Annotated in this window: 21 protein-coding genes; 18 read left to right on the top strand and 3 right to left on the bottom strand. The window is 65.6% G+C overall.

The features are described 5' to 3' along the window. The first annotated feature begins 209 nt into the window (after positions 1 to 209). From ACYVNQ_RS27460 to ACYVNQ_RS27485, 6 genes are all read left to right on the top strand, one after another. A complete protein-coding gene (locus ACYVNQ_RS27460; RefSeq protein WP_460906777.1) occupies positions 210 to 1169 on the top strand; it encodes a helix-turn-helix domain-containing protein in 960 nt (319 codons plus the stop codon). 77 nt (positions 1170 to 1246) lie between these two features. After that, positions 1247 to 1471 (top strand): hypothetical protein, encoded by a 225-nt coding sequence (locus tag ACYVNQ_RS27465; protein ID WP_460906779.1) that lies wholly within the window; start codon positions 1247 to 1249, stop codon positions 1469 to 1471. Between the two features lie 27 nt (positions 1472 to 1498). Beyond that, positions 1499 to 1918, top strand: a complete 420-nt coding sequence (locus ACYVNQ_RS27470; protein WP_460906781.1) for a DUF3331 domain-containing protein — start codon at positions 1499 to 1501, stop codon at positions 1916 to 1918. 962 nt (positions 1919 to 2880) lie between these two features. After that, positions 2881 to 6069, top strand: a complete 3189-nt coding sequence (locus ACYVNQ_RS27475; protein ID WP_460906783.1) for an efflux RND transporter permease subunit — start codon at positions 2881 to 2883, stop codon at positions 6067 to 6069. Then, complete coding sequence (locus tag ACYVNQ_RS27480) at positions 6059 to 7264, top strand: efflux RND transporter periplasmic adaptor subunit (RefSeq protein ID WP_460906785.1); 1206 nt, start codon at positions 6059 to 6061, stop codon at positions 7262 to 7264. The genes ACYVNQ_RS27475 and ACYVNQ_RS27480 overlap by 11 nt, the downstream gene beginning before the upstream one ends. Then, the gene (locus tag ACYVNQ_RS27485; protein WP_460906787.1) at positions 7257 to 8813 is read left to right on the top strand and encodes an efflux transporter outer membrane subunit; all 1557 of its coding nucleotides are present in this window, start codon (positions 7257 to 7259) and stop codon (positions 8811 to 8813) included. Before ACYVNQ_RS27480 ends, ACYVNQ_RS27485 begins: the two co-directional genes overlap by 8 nt. Positions 8814 to 8865: 52 nt before the next feature. Here ACYVNQ_RS27485 and ACYVNQ_RS27490 read toward each other — a convergent pair whose 3' ends face one another. Further along, entirely contained in the window at positions 8866 to 9375 is a 510-nt protein-coding gene (locus ACYVNQ_RS27490) for a Dps family protein (protein WP_460906789.1), read from the bottom strand. Positions 9376 to 9908: 533 nt separating this feature from the next. Here ACYVNQ_RS27490 and ACYVNQ_RS27495 point away from each other — a divergent pair. Beyond that, the gene (locus tag ACYVNQ_RS27495) at positions 9909 to 10163 is read left to right on the top strand and encodes a DUF2934 domain-containing protein (protein WP_460906791.1); all 255 of its coding nucleotides are present in this window, start codon (positions 9909 to 9911) and stop codon (positions 10161 to 10163) included. Positions 10164 to 10210: 47 nt separating this feature from the next. Here ACYVNQ_RS27495 and ACYVNQ_RS27500 read toward each other — a convergent pair whose 3' ends face one another. Then, complete coding sequence (locus ACYVNQ_RS27500) at positions 10211 to 10537, bottom strand: hypothetical protein (protein ID WP_460906793.1); 327 nt, start codon at positions 10535 to 10537, stop codon at positions 10211 to 10213. A 117-nt stretch (positions 10538 to 10654) separates the two neighbouring features. Here ACYVNQ_RS27500 and ACYVNQ_RS27505 point away from each other — a divergent pair, with 117 nt between their 5' ends. The 11 genes from ACYVNQ_RS27505 (at position 10655) to ACYVNQ_RS27555 (ending at position 19592) form a co-directional block, all read left to right on the top strand. Then, positions 10655 to 10933, top strand: coding sequence for a CsbD family protein (locus tag ACYVNQ_RS27505; protein ID WP_460906795.1), 279 nt, complete (start codon positions 10655 to 10657; stop codon positions 10931 to 10933). A 122-nt stretch (positions 10934 to 11055) separates the two neighbouring features. Then, the gene (locus ACYVNQ_RS27510) at positions 11056 to 11430 is read left to right on the top strand and encodes a phage holin family protein (RefSeq protein ID WP_460906797.1); all 375 of its coding nucleotides are present in this window, start codon (positions 11056 to 11058) and stop codon (positions 11428 to 11430) included. Beyond that, complete coding sequence (locus tag ACYVNQ_RS27515; protein WP_460906799.1) at positions 11427 to 11735, top strand: hypothetical protein; 309 nt, start codon at positions 11427 to 11429, stop codon at positions 11733 to 11735. The genes ACYVNQ_RS27510 and ACYVNQ_RS27515 overlap by 4 nt, the downstream gene beginning before the upstream one ends. Before the next feature lie 36 nt (positions 11736 to 11771). Beyond that, the gene (locus ACYVNQ_RS27520) at positions 11772 to 12674 is read left to right on the top strand and encodes a YihY/virulence factor BrkB family protein (RefSeq protein WP_460906801.1); all 903 of its coding nucleotides are present in this window, start codon (positions 11772 to 11774) and stop codon (positions 12672 to 12674) included. Between the two features lie 219 nt (positions 12675 to 12893). Next, positions 12894 to 13793: a ketopantoate reductase family protein gene (locus ACYVNQ_RS27525; protein ID WP_460906803.1), complete on the top strand. Its 900-nt coding sequence runs from the start codon at positions 12894 to 12896 to the stop codon at positions 13791 to 13793. 156 nt (positions 13794 to 13949) lie between these two features. Further along, the gene (locus ACYVNQ_RS27530; protein WP_460906805.1) at positions 13950 to 14804 is read left to right on the top strand and encodes an SDR family NAD(P)-dependent oxidoreductase; all 855 of its coding nucleotides are present in this window, start codon (positions 13950 to 13952) and stop codon (positions 14802 to 14804) included. A gap of 291 nt (positions 14805 to 15095) precedes the next feature. Next, the gene (locus tag ACYVNQ_RS27535; RefSeq protein ID WP_460906807.1) at positions 15096 to 15803 is read left to right on the top strand and encodes an MgtC/SapB family protein; all 708 of its coding nucleotides are present in this window, start codon (positions 15096 to 15098) and stop codon (positions 15801 to 15803) included. Between the two features lie 57 nt (positions 15804 to 15860). Continuing rightward, entirely contained in the window at positions 15861 to 16625 is a 765-nt protein-coding gene (locus tag ACYVNQ_RS27540) for a TerC family protein (protein ID WP_460906809.1), read from the top strand. 138 nt (positions 16626 to 16763) lie between these two features. Beyond that, the gene (locus ACYVNQ_RS27545; protein WP_460906810.1) at positions 16764 to 18011 is read left to right on the top strand and encodes a Zn-dependent hydrolase; all 1248 of its coding nucleotides are present in this window, start codon (positions 16764 to 16766) and stop codon (positions 18009 to 18011) included. 132 nt (positions 18012 to 18143) lie between these two features. Then, on the top strand, positions 18144 to 18803 hold the full coding sequence (locus ACYVNQ_RS27550) for a glutathione S-transferase family protein (protein WP_460906812.1): 660 nt from the start codon (positions 18144 to 18146) through the stop codon (positions 18801 to 18803). Between the two features lie 78 nt (positions 18804 to 18881). Further along, positions 18882 to 19592, top strand: a complete 711-nt coding sequence (locus ACYVNQ_RS27555; RefSeq protein ID WP_460906814.1) for a DUF899 family protein — start codon at positions 18882 to 18884, stop codon at positions 19590 to 19592. Between the two features lie 138 nt (positions 19593 to 19730). On the opposite strand, the gene ACYVNQ_RS27560 is transcribed toward ACYVNQ_RS27555, so the two are convergent. Next, positions 19731 to 20234 (bottom strand): universal stress protein, encoded by a 504-nt coding sequence (locus ACYVNQ_RS27560; protein ID WP_460906816.1) that lies wholly within the window; start codon positions 20232 to 20234, stop codon positions 19731 to 19733. Between the last annotated feature and the right edge of the window lie 69 nt (positions 20235 to 20303).

Here is a 20303-nt window from a genome sequence, read left to right on the forward strand (position 1 = left end):
GCGCAGGCTATCAGCGTAAACCGATTCGCGTGTCGCCAATAGGCAAATGGATCAAACAGTTAAACCAGCAGATGAGCTGACCAAACCAACAGTGGCTTCTTGCATGCCTTTGTAGGGCTGGTTGGGGGCAGTCGCTTCGGATACCTTTGAGAGACCGCGGGAACGTCTGTTTCCGAATCGCATGACACCCACCGCATGCAGGCCCTCCAATGATTGTCTTACCGTATAGCCAGACCGGATTTGCCGCGCACTCGGCGAACCGCAAACATGGCAATCCGATCCGGATCGAGCAGCACTGGCGCAGTCCGGCGGTCGAACCGGCCGCCGCAGCGCTGCCGTATGGCGAAGTGCTTGTCACACGCTGGACACGTGCCGAAACCGAGCCGTTCGAAGCGGTGCAGCGCGGGCAGCCTGGCTACCATTGCATCGCGTTGAACCTGAAGTGCACCACGCTGAGGTTCGAACATGCCGGCCGCACTATCGTGTCGGGCCGCGTGACGGCCGGCGCGGTGCAGGTGACCGCACCCGACGTGCCAGTGGCGGTGCGCTTCGAATCGCCGGTCGATGCGTTGCATCTGTTCGTGTCGCAGCCGGCGCTGGCCGAGTGCTTCGACGATCTGTTCGGCCATGCGCATGCCGGCGAGGTCGTGCTGGCCGATCCGCGCATCGTGCGCGACCCGACCCTCGAGCGGCTCGCGCAGGCGCTGGCCGTGTCGCACTCCGCCGATGCCGCGGCGGGCAAGCTGTTTACCGACAGCGTGAGCCTCGCCATCGTGTCGCGGCTGGTGTCGCGTCACTTCACGGCTGCCGCGCGCCCGGCCCGCGAAGCGTCGGCGCTGCCGCAGTGGCGCATGCGCCGCACCATCGAATATATCGAAGCGCACTTGTCGGATGCGATCGGTCTTGCCGAAATGGCGCAAAGCGCGGGCTTGACGCGCATGCATTTCGCCGCGCAATTCCGCCGCGCCACCGGCTTGCGCCCCCATGAATATCTGCTGCGCCGGCGCATCGAGCATGCGCAGCAGCTGCTGACCCGCTCCCGGCACAGCATGCTCGACGTCGCGCTGAGTTGCGGGTTTCGCTCGCAGTCGCATTTCACGGCGGTATTCAAGCGCTTCGTCGGCGATACGCCGTATTGCTGGAAAGTAAAGACGAACGTCAATCAATGACACGGCGCTCCTGCCACGTGCGCACGCTAGCAGGCGTTGGCGCGCGGGCGAGGGGCGACGCCACGGAGACACTGGAGATGCGCAAACCTGAGTGGACGCCCGGCGCGGATGACGCGCTCGAGCAAGCGGCTGGGTGGCCGGAGACGGCCGTGTGGACGAATACGGTCAGTCCGATCGTCTACAGCCGGCCCGCGGCGGCCGACATGGCACCGCTTTATACGTTGTCGCCGCGCGCGGCGGCGCGGCGTCACGCGCAATGCCTGCACCGCTGCGTGATCGGCATGTGGCGCAAGTTCGGCTAACCCATATCCCAACCGATGAGGTGAGCGATGCTCGCAAAAACGAATATCTGCGACCCGTGGCGGCAAACCATCGGCATGCTGTCGGTGATGTCAGGCCGCTCGGACCCGTGGGTGACGCGGCTTGCCGCGCTGCACGTGCGCTTCGAACGCAAGACCAGCCGGCTGATGCTGTCCGGCGAACGGGTCGACGCGAAGGTCTGCCTGATCGACCGGCCGAGTTCGGCCACGGCGACCATTGCGTGGCACGATGCGACGCACTGCTCGTACGGCGACCAGTTGTGGCATGCGGCGCGCGCGCGGGTCAGCGGCGTGTGCGCGATGAGCGGCCGCGCGATCCGCATCGGCGACGAAGTGTTCAAGCCGCGCCGTTGCCGGCCGGCGCCGCTCAATGCGAGCGCAATGATTCTTGCCGAAGTGCTGAACATCGCAGCGCACAGGTATACGTAACGTGCGATGCGGGGGAGCGAGGCATGCGCCATCAGTCCGGGCAAATAAAAAAGCGCTGGCGCCGCCTTGTCTGCAGGAACAGATATCTTCTTCAGGTTCAGTAAGCAACTGCAAGCCTGTTGTCTGCCGAAATGAAACCGCGCTGTTAAACCACGCGCTGAACCAATCAGGCATTAGTTTTAAATGCGCCTTCATTTCTAAATGCTTTCGGTTTATTTCTGTTTTATCTAGCCGGCGCCGGCGCCACAGAGCGTAACGTCCTGTCGGAGCAGGCCGCGCCGCGCCGCCAGGCCGCGCAAAGCTGAAAAAATAAACGGTAATAAAAAAACTCTATTGCGTGCCGCGGCAGGATCGGTCCCCCGCGGCATGCTGCCAAAGCGGCGCAACCCGCTGTCCAGCCAAGGATTTGCGATCTTTGCGGCAATTGGTGCCCTGGCGAAAATTGATTGCAGTAGCATCCGTCGTGGTACCGCTCACGTTCAAAGCCCCTGCAAAATCGCGTGCCTTTGTGTACATTCGCGCTTTGGCTATCGGCATACCCCTATTTGCGAGCGGTGCGGCAGCGCAGCACGGCCGTTGCCGGGGCCGCGTCTGCGGCTCGTGAGCAGGTCACGCAGCGGGTTGTGCATGAAGCCAATCAGGCAGTAAGGAGAAGGAAAGACTGGTATTGAGCCGCGAATCATCTGAACCCGATCCAGCCGCTGGCCGAACCGTGTAAGGCGCGCCGGCAGCATCGTTCGAAGAAGTGAAGCGCATTACCCCGTGCTCTCGATCCGCCGTCCGCCGCGTTACCGATAACCGCGGCGATCACGCGGCGGCCGCGCGAAGCCGAAATCAAATTGCCCTGCGCCGTAGCGATAATCGCTGCGATGCGAAGGCATCGTTTTCGGCGCCGCGACGGATTGCGCTGGAAAATCGGGCGCTTTTCCCTGTAACCGTTACCGTTCTACCCAGGAATTCACATGCTCGGCCTGGTACGTGTCGCCCTTCGACGGCCCTACACCTTTGTCGTGCTGGCGATCGCCATCTTCATCATCGGGCCGTTGTCCGCGCTGAAGACGCCAACCGACATCTTCCCCGACATCCGCATTCCGGTGATCAGCGTCGTGTGGCAATACACGGGCCTGCCGCCGGACCAGATGGCCGGCCGCATCACATCGACTTTCGAGCGCACGATCACGACCACCGTGAACGATGTGGAGCACATCGAGGCTGAGTCGATCAACGGTTTTGCGGTCATCAAGATCTTCTTCCAGCCGGGTGTGAACGTCGCGACCGCGAATGCGCAGGTCACGGCCGTCGCGCAGACCCAGCTGAAGCAGCTGCCGCCCGCCACCACGCCGCCGCTGATCCTGAACTACAACGCGTCGACGGTGCCGATCATCCAGCTCGCGCTGTCGGGCAAGGGCTTGAGCGAACAGAACCTCGGCGACCTGGGCTTGAACCAGTTGCGTCCGCAACTGGTGACGGTGGCCGGCGCATCGATTCCATATCCGTTCGGCGGCAAGACGCGCCAGGTGCAGATCGACGTCGATCCGGCGCGCCTGCAGGCGCGTGGGCTGTCGGCGCAGGACGTGGCCACCGCGCTCGCCACGCAGAACCTGATTACCCCGGTCGGCACCGCGAAGATGGGCGACCACGAGTACGTGCTGCAGCTGAACAACGCGCCTTCCGCGATCCGCGAACTGGGCGACCTGCCGGTCAAGGCAGTGAACGGCACCACGGTATATATCCGCGACGTCGCGAGCGTGCGCGACGGCGCGCCGCCGCAGACCAACATCGTGCACGTCGACGGTCACCGTTCGGTGCTGATGTCGGTGCTGAAGAACGGCTCGGTGTCGACGCTGGCGATTATTTCCGGCATCAAGCAGCACGTCGAAGACGCACGCGCGGCGCTGCCGGACAACCTGCAGATCGCGCCGATCGGCGACCAGTCGCTGTTCGTGCGCGCGGCGGTGAGCGGCGTGGCGCGCGAAGCGGTGATCGCCGCGGTGCTGACCAGCCTGATGATTCTGCTGTTCCTCGGTAGCTGGCGCTCAACGGTGATTATCGCGACGTCGATTCCGCTCGCCATTCTCGGTTCGATCATCACGCTGTCCGCGCTCGGCGAGACGTTGAACATCATGACGCTCGGCGGCCTCGCGCTCGCGGTCGGGATTCTGGTGGACGACGCAACCGTGACCATCGAGAACATCAACTGGCACCTCGAGCACGGCAAGGCCGTGGAAGACGCGATTCTCGACGGCGCCGCGCAGATCGTCACGCCCGCCTTCGTGTCGATGCTGTGTATCTGTATCGTGTTCGTGCCGATGTTCTTCCTGTCCGGCGTCGCGCGCTTCCTGTTCGTGCCGATGGCCGAGGCGGTGATCTTCGCGATGGTGTCGTCGTTCATCCTGTCGCGTACGCTGGTGCCGACGATGGCGAACTACCTGCTCAAGCCGCATAGCGAAGAGCATGGCGAAAACGCGCGCAAGCCCGGTCCGCTTGGACGCTTCCAGAAGGGCTTCGAGGCGCGCTTCGAGAAAATCCGCGCCAGCTACCGCGGCCTGCTGATTCTCGCGCTCGACAACCGCAAGCCTTTCATTGTGGTGTTTCTCGGTTTCGTGCTGGTGTCGTTCGCGCTGGTACCGTTTCTCGGCCGCAACTTCTTCCCGTCGGTCGACGCCGGGCAGATCCTGATGCACGTGCGCGCACCGGTCGGCACGCGGGTCGAGAAGACCTCGGAGATTTTCGCCAACGTCGAAAACACCATCCGCAACATCATTCCGGCGGACGAGCTGGGCACGGTGGTCGACAATATCGGCCAGCCGGTCAGCGGTATCAATACCGCGTACAACAATACCGGCACGATCGGCTCGCAGGACGGCGACATCCAGATCGAACTGAAGGAAGGCCACGCGCCCACCGACGAATACGTGCGCCGGATGCGCGAAGAACTGCCGCGCCGCTATCCGGGCATGACGTTCTCGTTCCCGCCGGCGGACATCATCGGCCAGATCCTGAACTTCGGTTCGCCGGCGCCGATCGACCTGCAGGTGCGCGGCAACAACCTGTCGGCTAATTACGTGTACACCAATGCGGTGCTGCGCGACATTCGCCGCGTGCCGGGCGTGGTCGATGCGCGCATCCAGCAGTCGCAGCAGATTCCGAGCTTCAACGTAAACGTCGACCGCACGCGCGCGCAGCTGCTCAATATCACCGAGCGCGACGTCACCAACAGCCTGGTGGTGAACCTCGCCGGTTCGAGCCAGGTGGCGCCGACTTACTGGTTGAACAACGCGAACGGCGTGTCGTATCCGATCGTGATGCAGACGCCGCAATACACGCTCGATTCGCTGTCGGCGTTGCGTAATATTCCGATCACCGCGGGCCAGCCGCTGAACGCGCAGGTGCTGGGCGGCCTCGCGACCTTCGACCGGACCAGCACCAGCTCGGTGGTGAGCCAGTACAACATCATCCCGATGGTCGAGATCTTCGCGACGACGCAGGACCGCGATCTCGGCGCGGTGGCATCCGATATCCAGAAGATCGTCGCGGCGCACGCGAAGGAATTGCCGAAGGGTTCGACAGTCGCGCTGCTCGGCCAGGTGCAGACGATGAACAGCGCGTTCGCCGGCATGCTGTTCGGCCTGCTCGGCGCGATCGTGCTGATCTATCTGCTGATCGTGGTGAACTTCCAGTCGTGGGCCGACCCGTTCGTGATCGTGTCGGCGCTGCCGGCGGCGCTGGCGGGCATCGTGTGGATGCTGTTTGCGACCCACACCACGCTGTCGGTGCCGGCGCTGACCGGCGCGATCATGTGTATGGGGGTGGCCACCGCGAACTCGATTCTGGTGGTCAGCTTCTGTCGCGAGCGGCTCGCCGAACACGGCGACGCGGTCAAGGCGTCGATCGAAGCGGGCTTCACGCGCTTCCGCCCGGTGCTGATGACTGCGCTGTCGATGATCATCGGTATGTTGCCGATGGCCCTCGCGCTCGGTGAAGGCGGCGAGCAGAACGCGCCGCTCGGCCGCGCGGTGATCGGCGGCCTGATCTTCGCGACAACCGCATCGCTTTTCTTCGTTCCTGTCGTTTTCAGCATTATTCACGCGCGCGATGGCCGCGCGGCAAGCCCGGCGCCAGCCTCGGGAGGTCCTGCTCATGTCGTCTGAATCTATTGAACCCGGTTTCGAATCCAAATATGCGGGTCGTCCGCCGCGCCGCCGGCTCGTCACGGCCGGCATTGTCGGCGTGGTGCTGGTGGTCGTGGTGGTGGGTGCGGGCCTCGCGGTCCGCGCGGCCGACTCGCACAAGCTGAAGACCTGGACCGACGCCCAGGCGGTGCCCACCGTCGCGGTCGTCACACCGATCCGCGATGCGGCCGGCCCGTCGTTGACGCTGCCCGCGCAGATGCAGGCGTATTCGCGTGCGCCGATCTTCGCGCGCGTCAGCGGCTATCTGAAGTCGTGGAACGTCGATATTGGCGGCAAGGTGAAGTCGGGGCAGCTGCTCGCGGTGATCGAAACGCCGGAGCTCGACCAGCAACTGGTGCAGGCCAAGGCCGATCTGGCCACCGCACAAGCTAACTCGGCGCTCGCGGAAACCACCGCGAAACGCTGGCGCGCGATGCTCGGCACCGACGCGGTCGCGCAGCAGGACGTCGATACGCGCAACGGCGACTTTGCGGCCAAGAAGGCGCTGGTCGATGCGGCGAAGGCCAACCTCGACCGGCTGATCGCCACCAAGGGCTTTGCGCGCATCGTCGCGCCGTTCGACGGCGTGATCACCGCACGCGATACCGATATCGGCGCGCTGATCAATGCAGGCAGCGGCGGCGTCGGCCAGGAACTGTTCCAGGTGTCGGACGTGCATCAATTGCGCGTGTACGTGCAGATGCCGCAGAACTACGCGCCGATCGTGCACACCGGCACCGCCGCGGCGCTGACCGTGCCGGCGTACCCGGATCAGCAGTTCACCGCGCACGTGGTGGCGTCGGCCGACTCGGTCAATGCGCAATCCGGCTCGACGCTGGTGCAGCTGCTGGTGGACAACGCCGACGGCAAGCTGCTGCCGGGCGGCTTCGCAAGCGTGCAGTTCAAGCTGCCGGTGGCGCCCAATGCGCTGCGCGTGCCGGCCAGTGCGCTGGTATTCGACAGCCACGGGCTGCGTATCGCGACGGTGGGCGAAGGCGGTCACGTGGCGTTCAAACGCGTGACGATCGCACGCGATCTCGGCGATTCGGTCGAGATCGGTTCGGGCCTCGCGTCGACCGATCGCGTGATCGATGCACCGCCCGATGGGCTCGCCGAGGGCGACCCGGTAGAGATCGCGACGAACGGCAAGAAGGCGGCGCCGGCACATGGTTAACGCGATTGCACTGCGTGCGCGGCGCGCGTTATCGGAGCGGGTTGGGCGGCGCTCGACCGCACAGCGTGCCGTCGGACGGTGGTCGGTGCCGCTTGTTACGCCGTTTGCGCTGGCCGCTGCGGCGCTGGTCGCCGGCTGCTCGCTGGCACCCGATTACAAGGTGCCGCCATCGCCGGTTGCGGCCGAGTACCGCACGACCGGCCCGTGGGTCAGCGCCAAACCTGCCGACCAGCTGAGCCGCGATGGCTGGTGGCAGATGTACGGCGACACCCATCTCGACGATCTGGAAAAGCAGCTGCTCGCGAACAATACGGATCTGCAGGCGGCCTATGCGCACTACCTGCAGGCGACCGCGTTCGTCGAGCAGGTCAGCGCGAATCTGTATCCGCATCTGTCCGCCAATGCCGCGCCGCTGCGTGAGCGGCAATCGGCGACGCGGCCGCTGCGTAGCGGTGGCCCGGACAATTACAACTCGATCACGCTCGGCGCCGAAATCGATTATGACCTCGACCTGTGGGGCCGCGTCCGCGACACAGTGAAGGCCGGCAAGTACGAAGCGCTGGCGTCGCAGGCGGATCTCGCGTCGGTGCAACTGAGCTTGCAGATTCAACTGGCCGACAGCTACATCCAGCTGCGCGGGCTCGATCAGCAGACGCGCCTGCTGCGCGAGACGGTGGTCGCATTTACGAAGGCGCTGCAGCTGACGCAGGCGCTGCACGGCGGCGGCATCGTCGCCGGCCTCGATGTGGCGCGCGCGCAGACGCAGCTGTCGTCCGCGCAGTCGCAGCTGTCGCAGAACCTCGCGCAGCGCGCGCTGCTCGAACATGCGATCGCGGTGCTGGTGGGGACGTCCGCATCCGAATTCACGCTGCCCGAATCGACCGCGGATATCCCGCTGCCGCAGATTCCGCTGGGCGTGCCTTCAGTCTTGCTGCAACGGCGGCCGGACATCGCCGCCGCCGAGCGGCGCGTAGCGGAAGCGAACGCGAAGATCGGCGTGGCGCGGGCCGCGTATTTCCCGTCGATCACGCTGAGCGCGCAGGGCGGCCTGCAAAGCTCGGTGTATGCGAGCTTTTTCAGTGCGCCGAACTTCTTCTGGGCGGTCGGGCCGCAACTCGCGCAATACATCTTCGACGGCGGCTTCCGGCGCGGTCAGCTCGATGCGGCGAAAGCAGCCACCGACGAAGCCGGCGCGCGTTATCGCGGTGTCGTGCTGAGCGCGTTCCAGCAGGTGGAAGACAACCTGTCGCTGCTGTCCGATCTCGGCACGGCGCTGCAGCAGCAGCACGATGCCGCCGAAGCGGCTGAGCACGCGTTGTCGCTGGCGACCACGCAATACAAGCAAGGCGCGGTCGGCTATCTCGACGTGGTGACTGCGCAGACCACCGCGCTCGATGCAGAGCGCGCGTCGATCCAGATCGAGACGCGGCAGTTGAGCGCGAACGTCCAGCTGATTCACGCGCTGGGCGGTGGCTGGTCGGCGAGCGAACTCGAGCACGCGGCGACGGCGCCGGCGCTGGTGGCCGCGGCTACGCCGGACGCGAAGTAATCGAAATGATGGTGTTGCGGCGGCGCGTGTACCGCCCGCCGCTCACCCGCAATCAGCTGTTACGGGTCGATTCGAACAGGAACCACGCACGGCGTTCCGCTTCGTCGATCCAGTTCTCCAGCAGGCTCGCACTCGCGACGTCGCCTGCGTCATCACACACTTCATGCGCTTCGCGCATCCGCGCCGCCATGTTCAGATTGTCGTCGCGCAGCTCGGACAGCATCTCCTGAGCCGACACGAAGTCCGCGTCGTTATCGCGGATGCGTTGCAGCTTGGCGATATGGCCGATCGAGCGCAGCGTCATGCCGCCCACCTTGCGCACCCGCTCGGCGATGTCGTCGGTCATCGCGAACACCTGCTCGCCCTGCTCGTCGAGCATCAGGTGATAGTCGCGGAAATGCGGGCCGGACATATGCCAGTGAAAATTCTTGGTCTTCAGATAAAGCGCAAACGTATCGGCCAGCAGCAGGTTCAGCGCACCTGACACTTTCGTCACGGCTTCCTGCGAAAGGCCTGACGGTGTGGATAGCTGCGATTTGTTGTGCTTGTCACCATGCGACATGTCGATGTACCTCCAGTTGTACAAGGTTGGATGAACGCGGCGGCGGCGCCGTCGTGCACTGCACGACGGTGGGCGTGGCGCGCGAGACTCTGCAGCATCGCCTGTTTCGGGCACGCACGTGTGCCCTGGTGAACTGGTTTTTTCCGGTTTGCACGAATGCGGTGTGTGACACGCGGTGCGTGACACGCCGTGCGTTGCCGCGTCGCTGTACCGCGATAACGGCAGCGTCGCATAGCGTGCGCGGGCTCGCAAGATCGTGCAGGCAATTTGTCGCACGCGGGCCGGGCCGTGCGCAGGCCGTTCGAGCGCCGCCATGCCGCTGCGGCTGTTGCATTGCCGCACGTGGGCACAACGGATGCTGTGACGCTGTGAGTGCCTGCGCGTGGCGCGTGCGCGACCGACGCGCGTGACGTCGATCAGCGGTGTCGAGCGGCAAATGTCGACAGCGTCTGCGATGAAGCGTTGCGGACAGCGCGTTCCCGCCACATGCCAGCACCAGCTTTCCCGACCAACGTGACAGGAGTGTGGCGATCATGAGCGACGACTTCAACGAACAGAGCATCCGCGAACGCGCGTACCAGCTGTGGGAGCAGGACGGCGCACCGGAGGGCCGCGCCGACGAGTATTGGGACAAGGCGCGCCGCCAGATGGTCGCCGAAGGCGCGGATCAGCCGGACGAGCCCGCCTTTTCTGCTGATCAATCGAGCAAGCGCCGTCTCGAAGACGAAGTGCCGCAGGACGTCGACGACGCGCAGGCCAGCGCGCCTCGCGCGAAGCGGGCGCGCTAGCGGCGCGCGCTCTCGCGATGCGCTTGTTCATGCGGCACACGTAAGCCTTACAAACGCGATGCGTCTGCGTTGGCACCGCCTGCCGCGTATCGCGCGCCCTGCCTGCGGCTGGAACTGCGCGCGCGGACTATTTCGAGCCTGTCGGCATGAAAGCGCGGCGACGGCCGTCGTCTCGAACAGCGTTGCGCATCGATGAGCTTCAGCGGCGCAATGGCGTGCCAGGGCCGTTGTTCCGCGCGGCTCGCATTCCACTGTTTAATCGGCTCGCTTGTGTCCAGTGTTTGCAGCGCGTGCAGCGTGATGGGGAGCACGTCATGGGGCACAAACGGCCTCGCATTTCTCTTGCACCCGGTGGCGCAGATATTGCGCAGCATGCTTGCCGGCGACGCGCGCTTGCTGACGTGCGCCGGCCGTATCACACACTTTGCGTCGCCCGGCAACCGGCCGCGGTCCGCTTATTCCGGTCACCCAGATCAACAGGAGCTGCGCAGATGGAAACGTCAAAGACGGAAGGGGTTATTCGAGAAGCTGTCGGTACTGCGCAGGATGCCATCGGCGGCGCGCTCGGCGATGCCGGCATGCAGATGTCCGGCAAGGCGAAGGAATTGTGCGGCAGGGCGCAGCAGTTATGCGCGGATACCGCGGAGATCGCGCGCGACTCGATGATCGAGAAGCCGCTGACGACGCTCGCGGTGACCGCCGCGGTCGGCTTCGCGCTCGGCGCGCTGTGGTCGTGGAATCACGGCGACGATGCTGACGCGCGTCGCTGAACCTCGCGGGCGTGGTGGGGACAGGGCCGCGTGCCACGCCGGGCACGCGTTTCGGCTACCCGCATCGAGCATCGTCACGCCGCGCCGGCGCGAGCACAGGAGGCACGCGAGGGAGCATCGCCATGTCGATCCATTCGAAGGTGACCCAATGGGGCAACGTCAGCCGTTTTTGCGTCGAGCGCCTCGCCGACTATAGCGAGCTATTGTCGCTGGAGCTCGCGCAGACGCGCACCCGCCTGCTGCGCGAAGTGATCGCGCTGGTTGCGCTGGCGGTCGCGGGGCTGCTGACGCTGTCGTTCGTGTGCATCGCGATTATCGCGACCTTCTGGGCCACGCCTTATTTCATTCACGCGGTGTGGGGCGTGGCGATCGGGTGGCTGGTGCTGTCGGTGGCGGCGTTCGTGGTGTTCAGCATGCAGCGGCCGGTGTGGTCGTTTCAGGCGTTGCAGCACGAAATTCACAACGATCTCGATGCGGTCAAGGAGGCGCTCAAATGAGCTCGCACTCAAACTCGGACAACAAGGTGCTGCACGCCGCGGTACTCGCGCGCATGGCCGTGTCGCGCGCGGATCTGCTGGCTGCGCGCGAGGCGGCTGCGGCGAAGGCGGGTGCGCCGCGCCGCTCGTCGTTTGCACCGGCCAACCTGCCGGCGCTGGTCAGCACCGCGCCGAACGTCACGCTGCTGGCGGCGATTCTGCTCGGCTCGCTGATTCTCGGGCCGCGACGCATTGCTTCGCTGGTGGTGCGCAACGGCCTGACCGCATGGATCGCGCGTACCGTGCGGCGTGTCGCCGGACGCTAACGGCCAGTGACGAGCCAGTGACGGCAGACCCACACGATGACGACGATCCATAACCCCGCCCTGCATTTCGTCGCGGCCCATCCGGGCCGCTTCCTGTTGCAGGCGCTGAAGGCGTTTCGCGCAAATCAGGGCCTGCTGCTGGCGGGCGCGGTGGCGTATTACGCGCTGCTGTCGATCGTGCCGCTGCTGATTCTGGTGGCGATCGCGTTCTCGCATTTCGTCGGCGAGCAGTTGTTGCTCGACACGCTGACGCGCCTGCTCGAATGGCTGATACCCGGGCAATCGAAAGCATTGGTTCGCGAACTCGCGAATTTTCTCGCGCATCGCGACGTGGTCGGCTGGCTGCTGCTATTGACGATGATCTTCTTCAGTTCGCTGGCGTTTACCGTGCTGGAAAATGCGCTGTCGATTATTTTCGTGCATCGCGTCGCGATCCGCCGGCGGCATTTCATGGTGTCGGCGATCGTGCCGTATTGCTTCAGCCTGTCGCTCGGTATCGGCGTGCTGATCGTCACGCTGGTTACCAGCAGCCTGCAGGTAGTGGCAAGCGACGGCATCGTGCTGTTCGGCGAGCCGATTTCGCTGACCGGCGCCGTGCGCGCGGTGCTGTATGTACTCGGCGTGGCGGGCGAGGTATTCGTGCTGACCTCGATCTATCTGGTGATTCCGGTCGGTAGGCCCACGCCGCGGCATGCGCTGATGGGGGCGCTGGCCGCTGCGCTGTTGTGGGAAATCACCCGGCACGTGCTGGTGTGGTACTTCGCGACGCTGTCGCAGGTGAACGTCGTGTACGGCTCGCTCGCCACCGCGATCGTCGTGCTGTTCAGTCTCGAAGCGCTCGCCACGCTGCTGCTGTTCGGCGCGCAGCTGATCGCCGAATATGAGCGGCTCAATGCGACGGGTAGCTTGCCGAGCCCGCAGCCGCTCAGGACGGGATAGCGCGGCGCCGCGCCGCCGGTCGCAACGAGACAACGGCAACACGCAACGCGCGGCGCCGGTGCTGCGCCGCTGCCGCTGCAAATGCGCGGCAAGCCTTCGTGCTACCGTTCCGGACTCGGGTGGCCGCTCATCGATGCATATCGCGCGGATCGACGCACAGCGCGACGCACGTGCGTCAGGCGCGGCGGCCACCACGCAAACCACTCCGGGAGACAAGCAATGAAAGTGGCGGTAATGGGCGCGGGCGCGGTGGGTTGCTACTACGGCGGTATGCTGGCGCGGGCCGGCCACGAAGTCGTGCTGATCGGCCGCGCGCAGCACGTCGACGCGATCCGGCGCGCGGGCCTGCGGCTGGAGCGACACGACTTCGACGAGTACCTGAAAGTGCAGGCGAGCACCGAAGCCAGCGCCGCGCAGGGCGCGCAACTCGTGCTGTTCTGCGTGAAATCCACCGATACCGAAAGCGCAGGCCAGCAGCTCAAACCGTATCTCGCAGCCGATACGCTGCTGCTGACGATGCAAAACGGCGTCGACAATGCCGACCGCCTGCGCATGCAAGTGCCGCAGCCGGTGGCGGCCGCGGTGGTGTACGTGGCAACCGGGATGGCCGGCCCCGGACATGTACGGCACCACGGGCGCGGCGAACTCGTGATCGAGCCTGCGGCTGCCAGCCAGACGGTGGCGCGCGCGTTCATCGAAGCGCAGGTGCCGACCGAAATCTCCGATAACGTGCGCGGCGCGCTGTGGGCGAAGCTGGTGCTCAACTGTGCGTATAACGCGCTGTCGGCGCTGGCGCAGCTGCCATATGGCCAACTGGTCGAACGCGGCGGCGTGCCGGCGGTGATCCGCGACGTGGTGGCGGAATGCGTCGCGGTGGCGCAGGCCGATGGTGTTGTGATTCCCGGTGACGTCGAACTCGCGGTGCGCCGCATTGCAGAGACGATGCCCACGCAGTATTCGTCGACCGCACAGGACATGGCGCGCGGCAAGCGCAGCGAGATCGATCATCTGAACGGGCTGATCGTCAGGCGCGGCGAAGCGCTGGGTGTGCCGACGCCGGCCAATCGTGTGCTGCATACGCTGGTGAAGCTGGTGGAAAGCACGCGCAATGCGGAGTGATGGGCGGCACGCTGAAAGCAGCGTTGCGAGCTTGCGTGTCGCTGCCCGCGCCGCCAACCGGTGTCATTGCTTCGTGCTAGCATCGTCGGCCGCATGGTCCACATCAACCGGGACCGCGGCAATGACGTCGCGGCCCCCGTGTCAACGAGGATTCCGATGACTCATCCCGCCTTCACTTCGGGCGCCGTCGCTGTGATTACCGGCGGCGCCTCCGGCATTGGTCTGGCCGCCGCACGGCGTTTCGCGCAACTGGGTATGCGCGTATGCATCGCCGATCTTGGCGCCGAGCGCCTCGCGCGCGCCGTCGAAGAGGTCGCCGCACATGCCGCCAACGGCGCAACCGATGTCTTCGCACAACCCACCGACGTCAGCCGCGTCGACGACGTCGGCCGTCTGCAGGCAGTCGTGCGCGAACGCTTCGGCGGCACCGACGTGCTGATGAACAACGCCGGCATCCAGCCCGGCAGCAGCATGTTCGGTCCCGACCAGAACTGGCAGCGCGTGCTGAACGTGAACCTGTGGGGCGTGATCCACGGCACGCAGACCTTCGTGCCGGAGATGATCGAACGCGGCCGCCCCGGGCTCGTGATCAACACCGGCTCGAAGCAGGGCATCACGACGCCGCCCGGCGACCCGGCGTACAACGTCGCGAAAGCGGGGTTGAAGGCGTTCACCGAGGCGCTTCAGCATGAGCTGCGCAATACCGCGAACTGCCAGATCAGCGCGCATCTGCTGATTCCGGGCTTCGTGTTCACCGAACTGACGCGGCGCGATCGCACCGAGAAGCCGGCCGGCGCATGGACGCCGGAGCAGACAGTCGATTTCATGATGGAGCGGCTCACCGCAGGCGACTTCTACATCCTGTGCCCGGACAACGACGTGGCGCGCTCGCTCGACGAGCGGCGCATCTTGTGGGCGGCTGGCGATATCGTCGAGAACCGGCCTGCGCTGTCGCGCTGGCATCCGGAGTATGCGGCGGCGTTCGACGCGTTCGTCAAGCAGGCGGGCTGACAAGCGGGCCGACAAGCGGGCCGACAGCGATCGATGCGTGATGCACGGCCCTATGGCCGTGCATCACGCGACGGCGTATCGCCACGCGCTTAGGGAGCATGCATAGCGCAGCGCGCTTTCATCGGGCGGCAGCCTCGGCGGACCTCAACGCACGCCTGCCCACACCCGCCACACCCGCCACACCCGCCACACCCGCCACGCCCGCCGCGCCCGCCGCACTGGCGCAAACCCCTGACTTCGGGCTATCGTTCGGCCTGAATCGTCGCACTCCCTTCTTTTCCGCTTTCAACCATGACTGCCGATTTCGTCTGGCGGCTGCTGGCCGCATTTGCCTGCGGTGTCGCAATCGGCCTCGAACGGCAGTTGCGGCAGCGCAGCGCGGGCTTGCGCACCATCACGCTGGTGGCGACCGGCGCGTGCCTGTTCGTCACGCTCGGCGTGCTGTCCGGTAACGGCACCGCGGGCGTCACGCAGATCGCCGCGTATGTGGTGTCGGGCGTCGGCTTTCTGGGCGGCGGCGTGATCATGCGCGACAAGGGCTCGATTCAGGGCATCAATACAGCAGCCACGCTGTGGTGCGCAGCGGCGGTCGGCGTGCTGTGCGGCAGTGGGCACTACGGCCCGGCGCTGGCCGGCACGCTCGCGGTGCTGGCGGCCAATACGTTGCTGCGCGAGCTCAGCCGCGCGATCAACGCAACGCCGGTGTCGAGCGCGGATCTCGTGCGCGAATACGTGATTACCGTCGTGTGCCGCGAGCACGACGAGATTCATATCCGCACGCTGCTGTCGAATTCGATGTATTCGCAACCGCTGTCGTTTCAGAGCCTGACGAGCCGCGACGTCGAAGGCGAGCCGCCGCGCATCGAAGTGACCGCAACGGTGCGCATGCATCCGAAAGATCAGGCCAAGCTCGAACTGATGGCGAGCCGGCTCAGCATGGAAAAGGGCGTGTCGAGCATCAGCTGGGCCGCCTTGCAAGTCGAGACCGCGCTGGAGTAAAGCGCGGCGCAGTGCCTGCAATTCCCGCAATCGTCGCGTGATGGAGGCGTAAAGCGCATGGATACCTTGCTCGTTCTGGCCGCCGATCCTGCCGCATGGGCCGCGCTCGCGACGCTCATCGTGATGGAAGTCGTGCTCGGCATCGACAACCTGATCTTCATCTCGATCCTGAGCAACAAGCTGCCCGAAGCACAGCGTGGCCGCACGCGGCGCATCGGCATCGGTCTGGCGCTGGTGCTGCGGCTCGGGCTGCTCGGCGCGGTGGCGTGGATCGTACGCCTGACCGAGCCGGTGTTCGACGTGTTCGGCCGCGGTCTGTCGTGGCGCGATCTGATCCTGATCGGCGGCGGCCTGTTCCTGGTGTGGAAAGCGACCCGCGAAATGCATCATCACGTGATGCATGACGCAGGCGGCGTCGCAGCGGACGGCGCGACGAAGAGCGTGTCGGCGTGGGCTGCGATCGGCCAGATCCTGGTGCTCGACCTGGTGTTTTCGATCGACAGCATCATCGCCGCGGTGGGTATGACCGAACACGTGCCGATCATGTTCGTGGCGGTGATCGTCGCGGTTGCGGCGATGCTGTTCGCATCGGGGCCGCTGTCGCGCTTCATCGACCACAATCCGACCATCGTGATGCTGGCGCTCAGCTTTTTGCTGGTGATCGGCATGACGCTGATCGCGGAAGGTTTCGGCTCGCACGTGCCGAAGGGCTACATCTATGCGGCGATGGCGTTCTCGGCGTTTGTCGAAGCGATGAATATGGTCGCGCGCCGCCGTGCGAAAAAGCGCCAGGGGCAGGCGGTGCGCGCGCGCGACGTGTAAGCTTGCGCGTTTTGCGCGGCGTGCGGGCTGGCTCGTTCGAGGCCGGCGCGTTCACCCGCTGCGGGGTTCCGTGCGCCGCAGCGTTTCACCCGTTGCGCTCCGCTTCCCGCTTCCCGCCTTCCGAAGGAGAACCCCATCGTGCCCAACATCAACCCCACGCGCCTGCTCGACGACCTGAAGCGGCTGCGCAGCTTCGGTGCGACCGGGCCGGGCGTCGTGCGCCTCGCGCTTTCGCCGGTCGATATCGACGCGCGCCGCTGGCTGGCCGGCCGGATGACCGAGGCAGGGCTCGACGCGACGATCGACGGGGTCGGCACGGTGTTCGGCCGCTCGCGCAACGCCGGGCCGGCGCTGCTGATCGGCTCGCATACCGACACCCAGCCGACCGGCGGCTGGCTCGACGGTGCGCTCGGCGTGATCTGCGGGCTGGAAATCGCGCGCGCCTTCGCCGAAGCCGACGAGACCCGGCATCTCGCGGTGGACGTTGCTTCGTGGAGCGACGAAGAGGGCACGTTTTCCGGGCTGCTCGGCAGCCGCAGCTTCGTCGGCGAACCGGTCGACGAGGCGCTGCACAGTGCGCAAAGCCGCACCGGCCAGCGTCTGCAGGATGCGCTGGCCGCAGCCGGGCTCGCCGATGCGCCGCGCGTGCGGCTCGAGCGGGCGCGCTACGCCGGCTATCTGGAGCCGCATATCGAGCAGGGCGGGCGCCTCGAGGCGAGCGGCAATGCCATCGGCGTGGTGACGACCATCGTCGGCATGCGCGAGATGCGCGTGCGTTTCGTCGGCCAGCGCAACCATGCGGGCACCACGCCGATGTCGATCCGGCGCGATGCGGGTGCGGCGCTGGTTGCGTTCATTGCGCGCATGGACGAAGCATTTCGCGCGCTGGCCGACGCCGATACCGTGTGGACGGTCGGGCGCATCGACCTCGAGCCCGGCTCGCTGAGCGTGGTGCCCGGCGAGGCGAGCCTGTTCGTGCAGTTTCGCGACAGCAATGCGCAGCGCCTGCAGGCGATGGATGCGGCGCTCGCGGAACTGGTGCGCGAGTTCGACGCGCGCGGCCCGGTGCGCACGGAACTGTCGAGCTTCGACGATCCGATGGAGCCGGTGACGATGGATGCCGCGCTGCAACAGCACCTGGCGCGTGCGGCGCAGTCGCTGGCGGCGGGGCAGTGGGTGCATATGCCGAGCGGCGCGGCGCACGACGCGCAGCTGATCGCGCAGCATATGCCGGCCTGCATGCTGTTCGTGCCGAGCATCGGCGGCGTGAGCCACGATTTCATCGAAGATACGGCCGAAGCGCATCTCGTGCTGGGGGCTCAGGTGGCGGCCGCCGCAGCTGCGTCGATCTTGCTGGAAGCGGGCGCGGCTGCGGCGCAGCGCTAGTCCCAGTTGCCCGCGGTATCGGCGATTCGATAAATTTTCCGTCGTACGTGTCGTAGGTGTCGATTCCGGCCGAGGTGGTTCGTCGTGGTTATAAATACCCGAACCAGACCGCTTCACCGGAGGTGACACGCAATGACACTCAAGTTCTACGGCCATCCCTTCTCGTCGTTCTGCCAGAAGGTGCTGATCGCACTGTACGAAAACGCCACGCCGTTCGAGTGGCGCACGCTATCCCCGGAGCATCCGCAAAACGGCGCGCAATTCGCGGCGTTATGGCCGTTCAAGCGCTTTCCATTGCTGATGGACGGCGAGCGTGTCGTCACCGAATCGACGGTCATCATCGAATATCTTGGGTTGTACCATCCGGGCCCGGTGCAGCTGGTGCCGGACAACCCGCGCGTGGCGCTGGAAGTGCGCCACATGGAACGCATTTTCGATAACTACGTGTCGATACCGGTGCAGAAGATCGTTTTCGACAGCATGCGTCCGCTCGATGAGCGGGATGTGCGTGGCGTGGCCGAAGCGCACGCGATGCTCGACAACGCATATGGCTGGCTCGAACGCACGCTGGCAGAGCGTGAATGGGCCGCCGCCGACCGCTTCAGTGTTGCCGATTGCGCCGCGGCACCCGCGCTGTTTTATGCAGACTGGGTACATCGCATCGATTCCGGCCTTGCACACCTGAGCGCATACCGGCAGCGCTTGCTGGCGCGGCCTTCGTTTGCACGCGCGGTCGACGAAGCGCGGCCGTTTCGCTCGTTTTTCCCGCCTGGTGCGCCGGATCGCGATTGAACGGTCTGGTTGTGCTTTGTGTTCGGTTGTCCCCTGCTTCAAGCGTCACCCACAGCCCTCATTCAAAAGGAGACTGTCATGGCACTGACCCACCCGCTGGTTCCCGCTCTAGAACTCGCGCAGCGCAATACGTTCACGTTCCCGAACGAGAGCGCCGAATATCGTCGCGCGCGCAATGCGCTGCTGGCTGAGGAAATCGAACTGCGCCGCCATATCGAGCAGGTGGCCGCGTTGCGCCGCACGCTGCCGCCCGGCGGCACCGTAGGTGGCGACTATCGTTTCGAGGGGGAGCAAGGGCCCGTCGATTTCGCGGGCCTGTTCGGCGACAAAGACACGCTGGTGGTCTACAGCTACATGTTCGGGCCGCAGCGCGAGCGGCCGTGTCCGATGTGCACGTCGCTGCTCGGCGCATGGAACGGCGAGGCGCGCGATATCGAGCAGCGCGTCGCGCTCGCGGTGATTGCGCGCTCGCCGCTCGAGCGGCTGGTGGCTTTCAAGAAGGAGCGCGGCTGGCGCGACCTGCGGCTGTATTCGGATCTGAACGGGCTGTTCAGCCGCGATTATTACGCGATCTCGCGGGAAGGCGGCGACGACCCGGCGCTCAATGTGTTCACGCGTCGCAACGGCGCGATCCGCCATTTCTGGGGCGCCGAGATGGGCTTCGAGACAGCGGACCCCGGCCAGGACCCGCGCGGTGCGCCCGATCCGATGCCGCTCTGGACGATTCTCGATCTGACGCCGGAAGGGCGCGGCACGGATTGGTATCCGAAGCTCGAATACCGCGCTTGAGTCGTGCGGTGCGGGCTGATGCTTGCGGCTGCGGCCATGGCGTAGCGGCCGGGTCTGGTCGCGCCTGATGCCTGACGAGCGGACGAGCTGGCTCACTACAGTCGAATTCGACGGTTTGCCTGACTCGCCCTGCCTGCGTCATGCGCCGGTCGTTTCGATCATCGGCTGGCGCAGCGCGAGCGTGCGGCCAGCCGCGGCCGGCATCTTGTCGGATGCGATCAGCACCGGTACCTGCGCATAGTGCAGCACCTGCTTGTACACGTTCTCCTCGAACAGGCTGATCCACGACAGGTGCGGCTTGCCCACCATGATCAGATCCGCGCCGATTTGCCGCGCGTGGCCGGCGATCGCACAGCCGATCGTGCCGCCGCACATCGGCAACGTCAGCGTGTGCGCTTCGCCGTCGCAGCCGGCTTCGCGCATTGCCGCGAGGTTGTGCGCGGCAAGCTCGCGCCCATACGCTTCGAACACGTCGCGCGTGTAACCGAAATTGCAATCCGCTGCGAGCGCCTGGCCCGGCATCGGATCGACGACATGCAGCGTGGTCAGCCGCGCGCCGCATTCGCGCGCGAGCCGGATAGCGGCTTCCAGTGTGACCGAATCGGTTTGAGTGCCGACTGCAACCAGGATGTGCGTGTACATGTTGAGCCTCGCTTGACGGTATCGAACGGCTTGAATCGGTGGGTTGGCTCGACGGTGTGTCCAGGCCAT

The sequence above is a fragment of the Paraburkholderia jirisanensis genome (genome assembly GCF_054782355.1).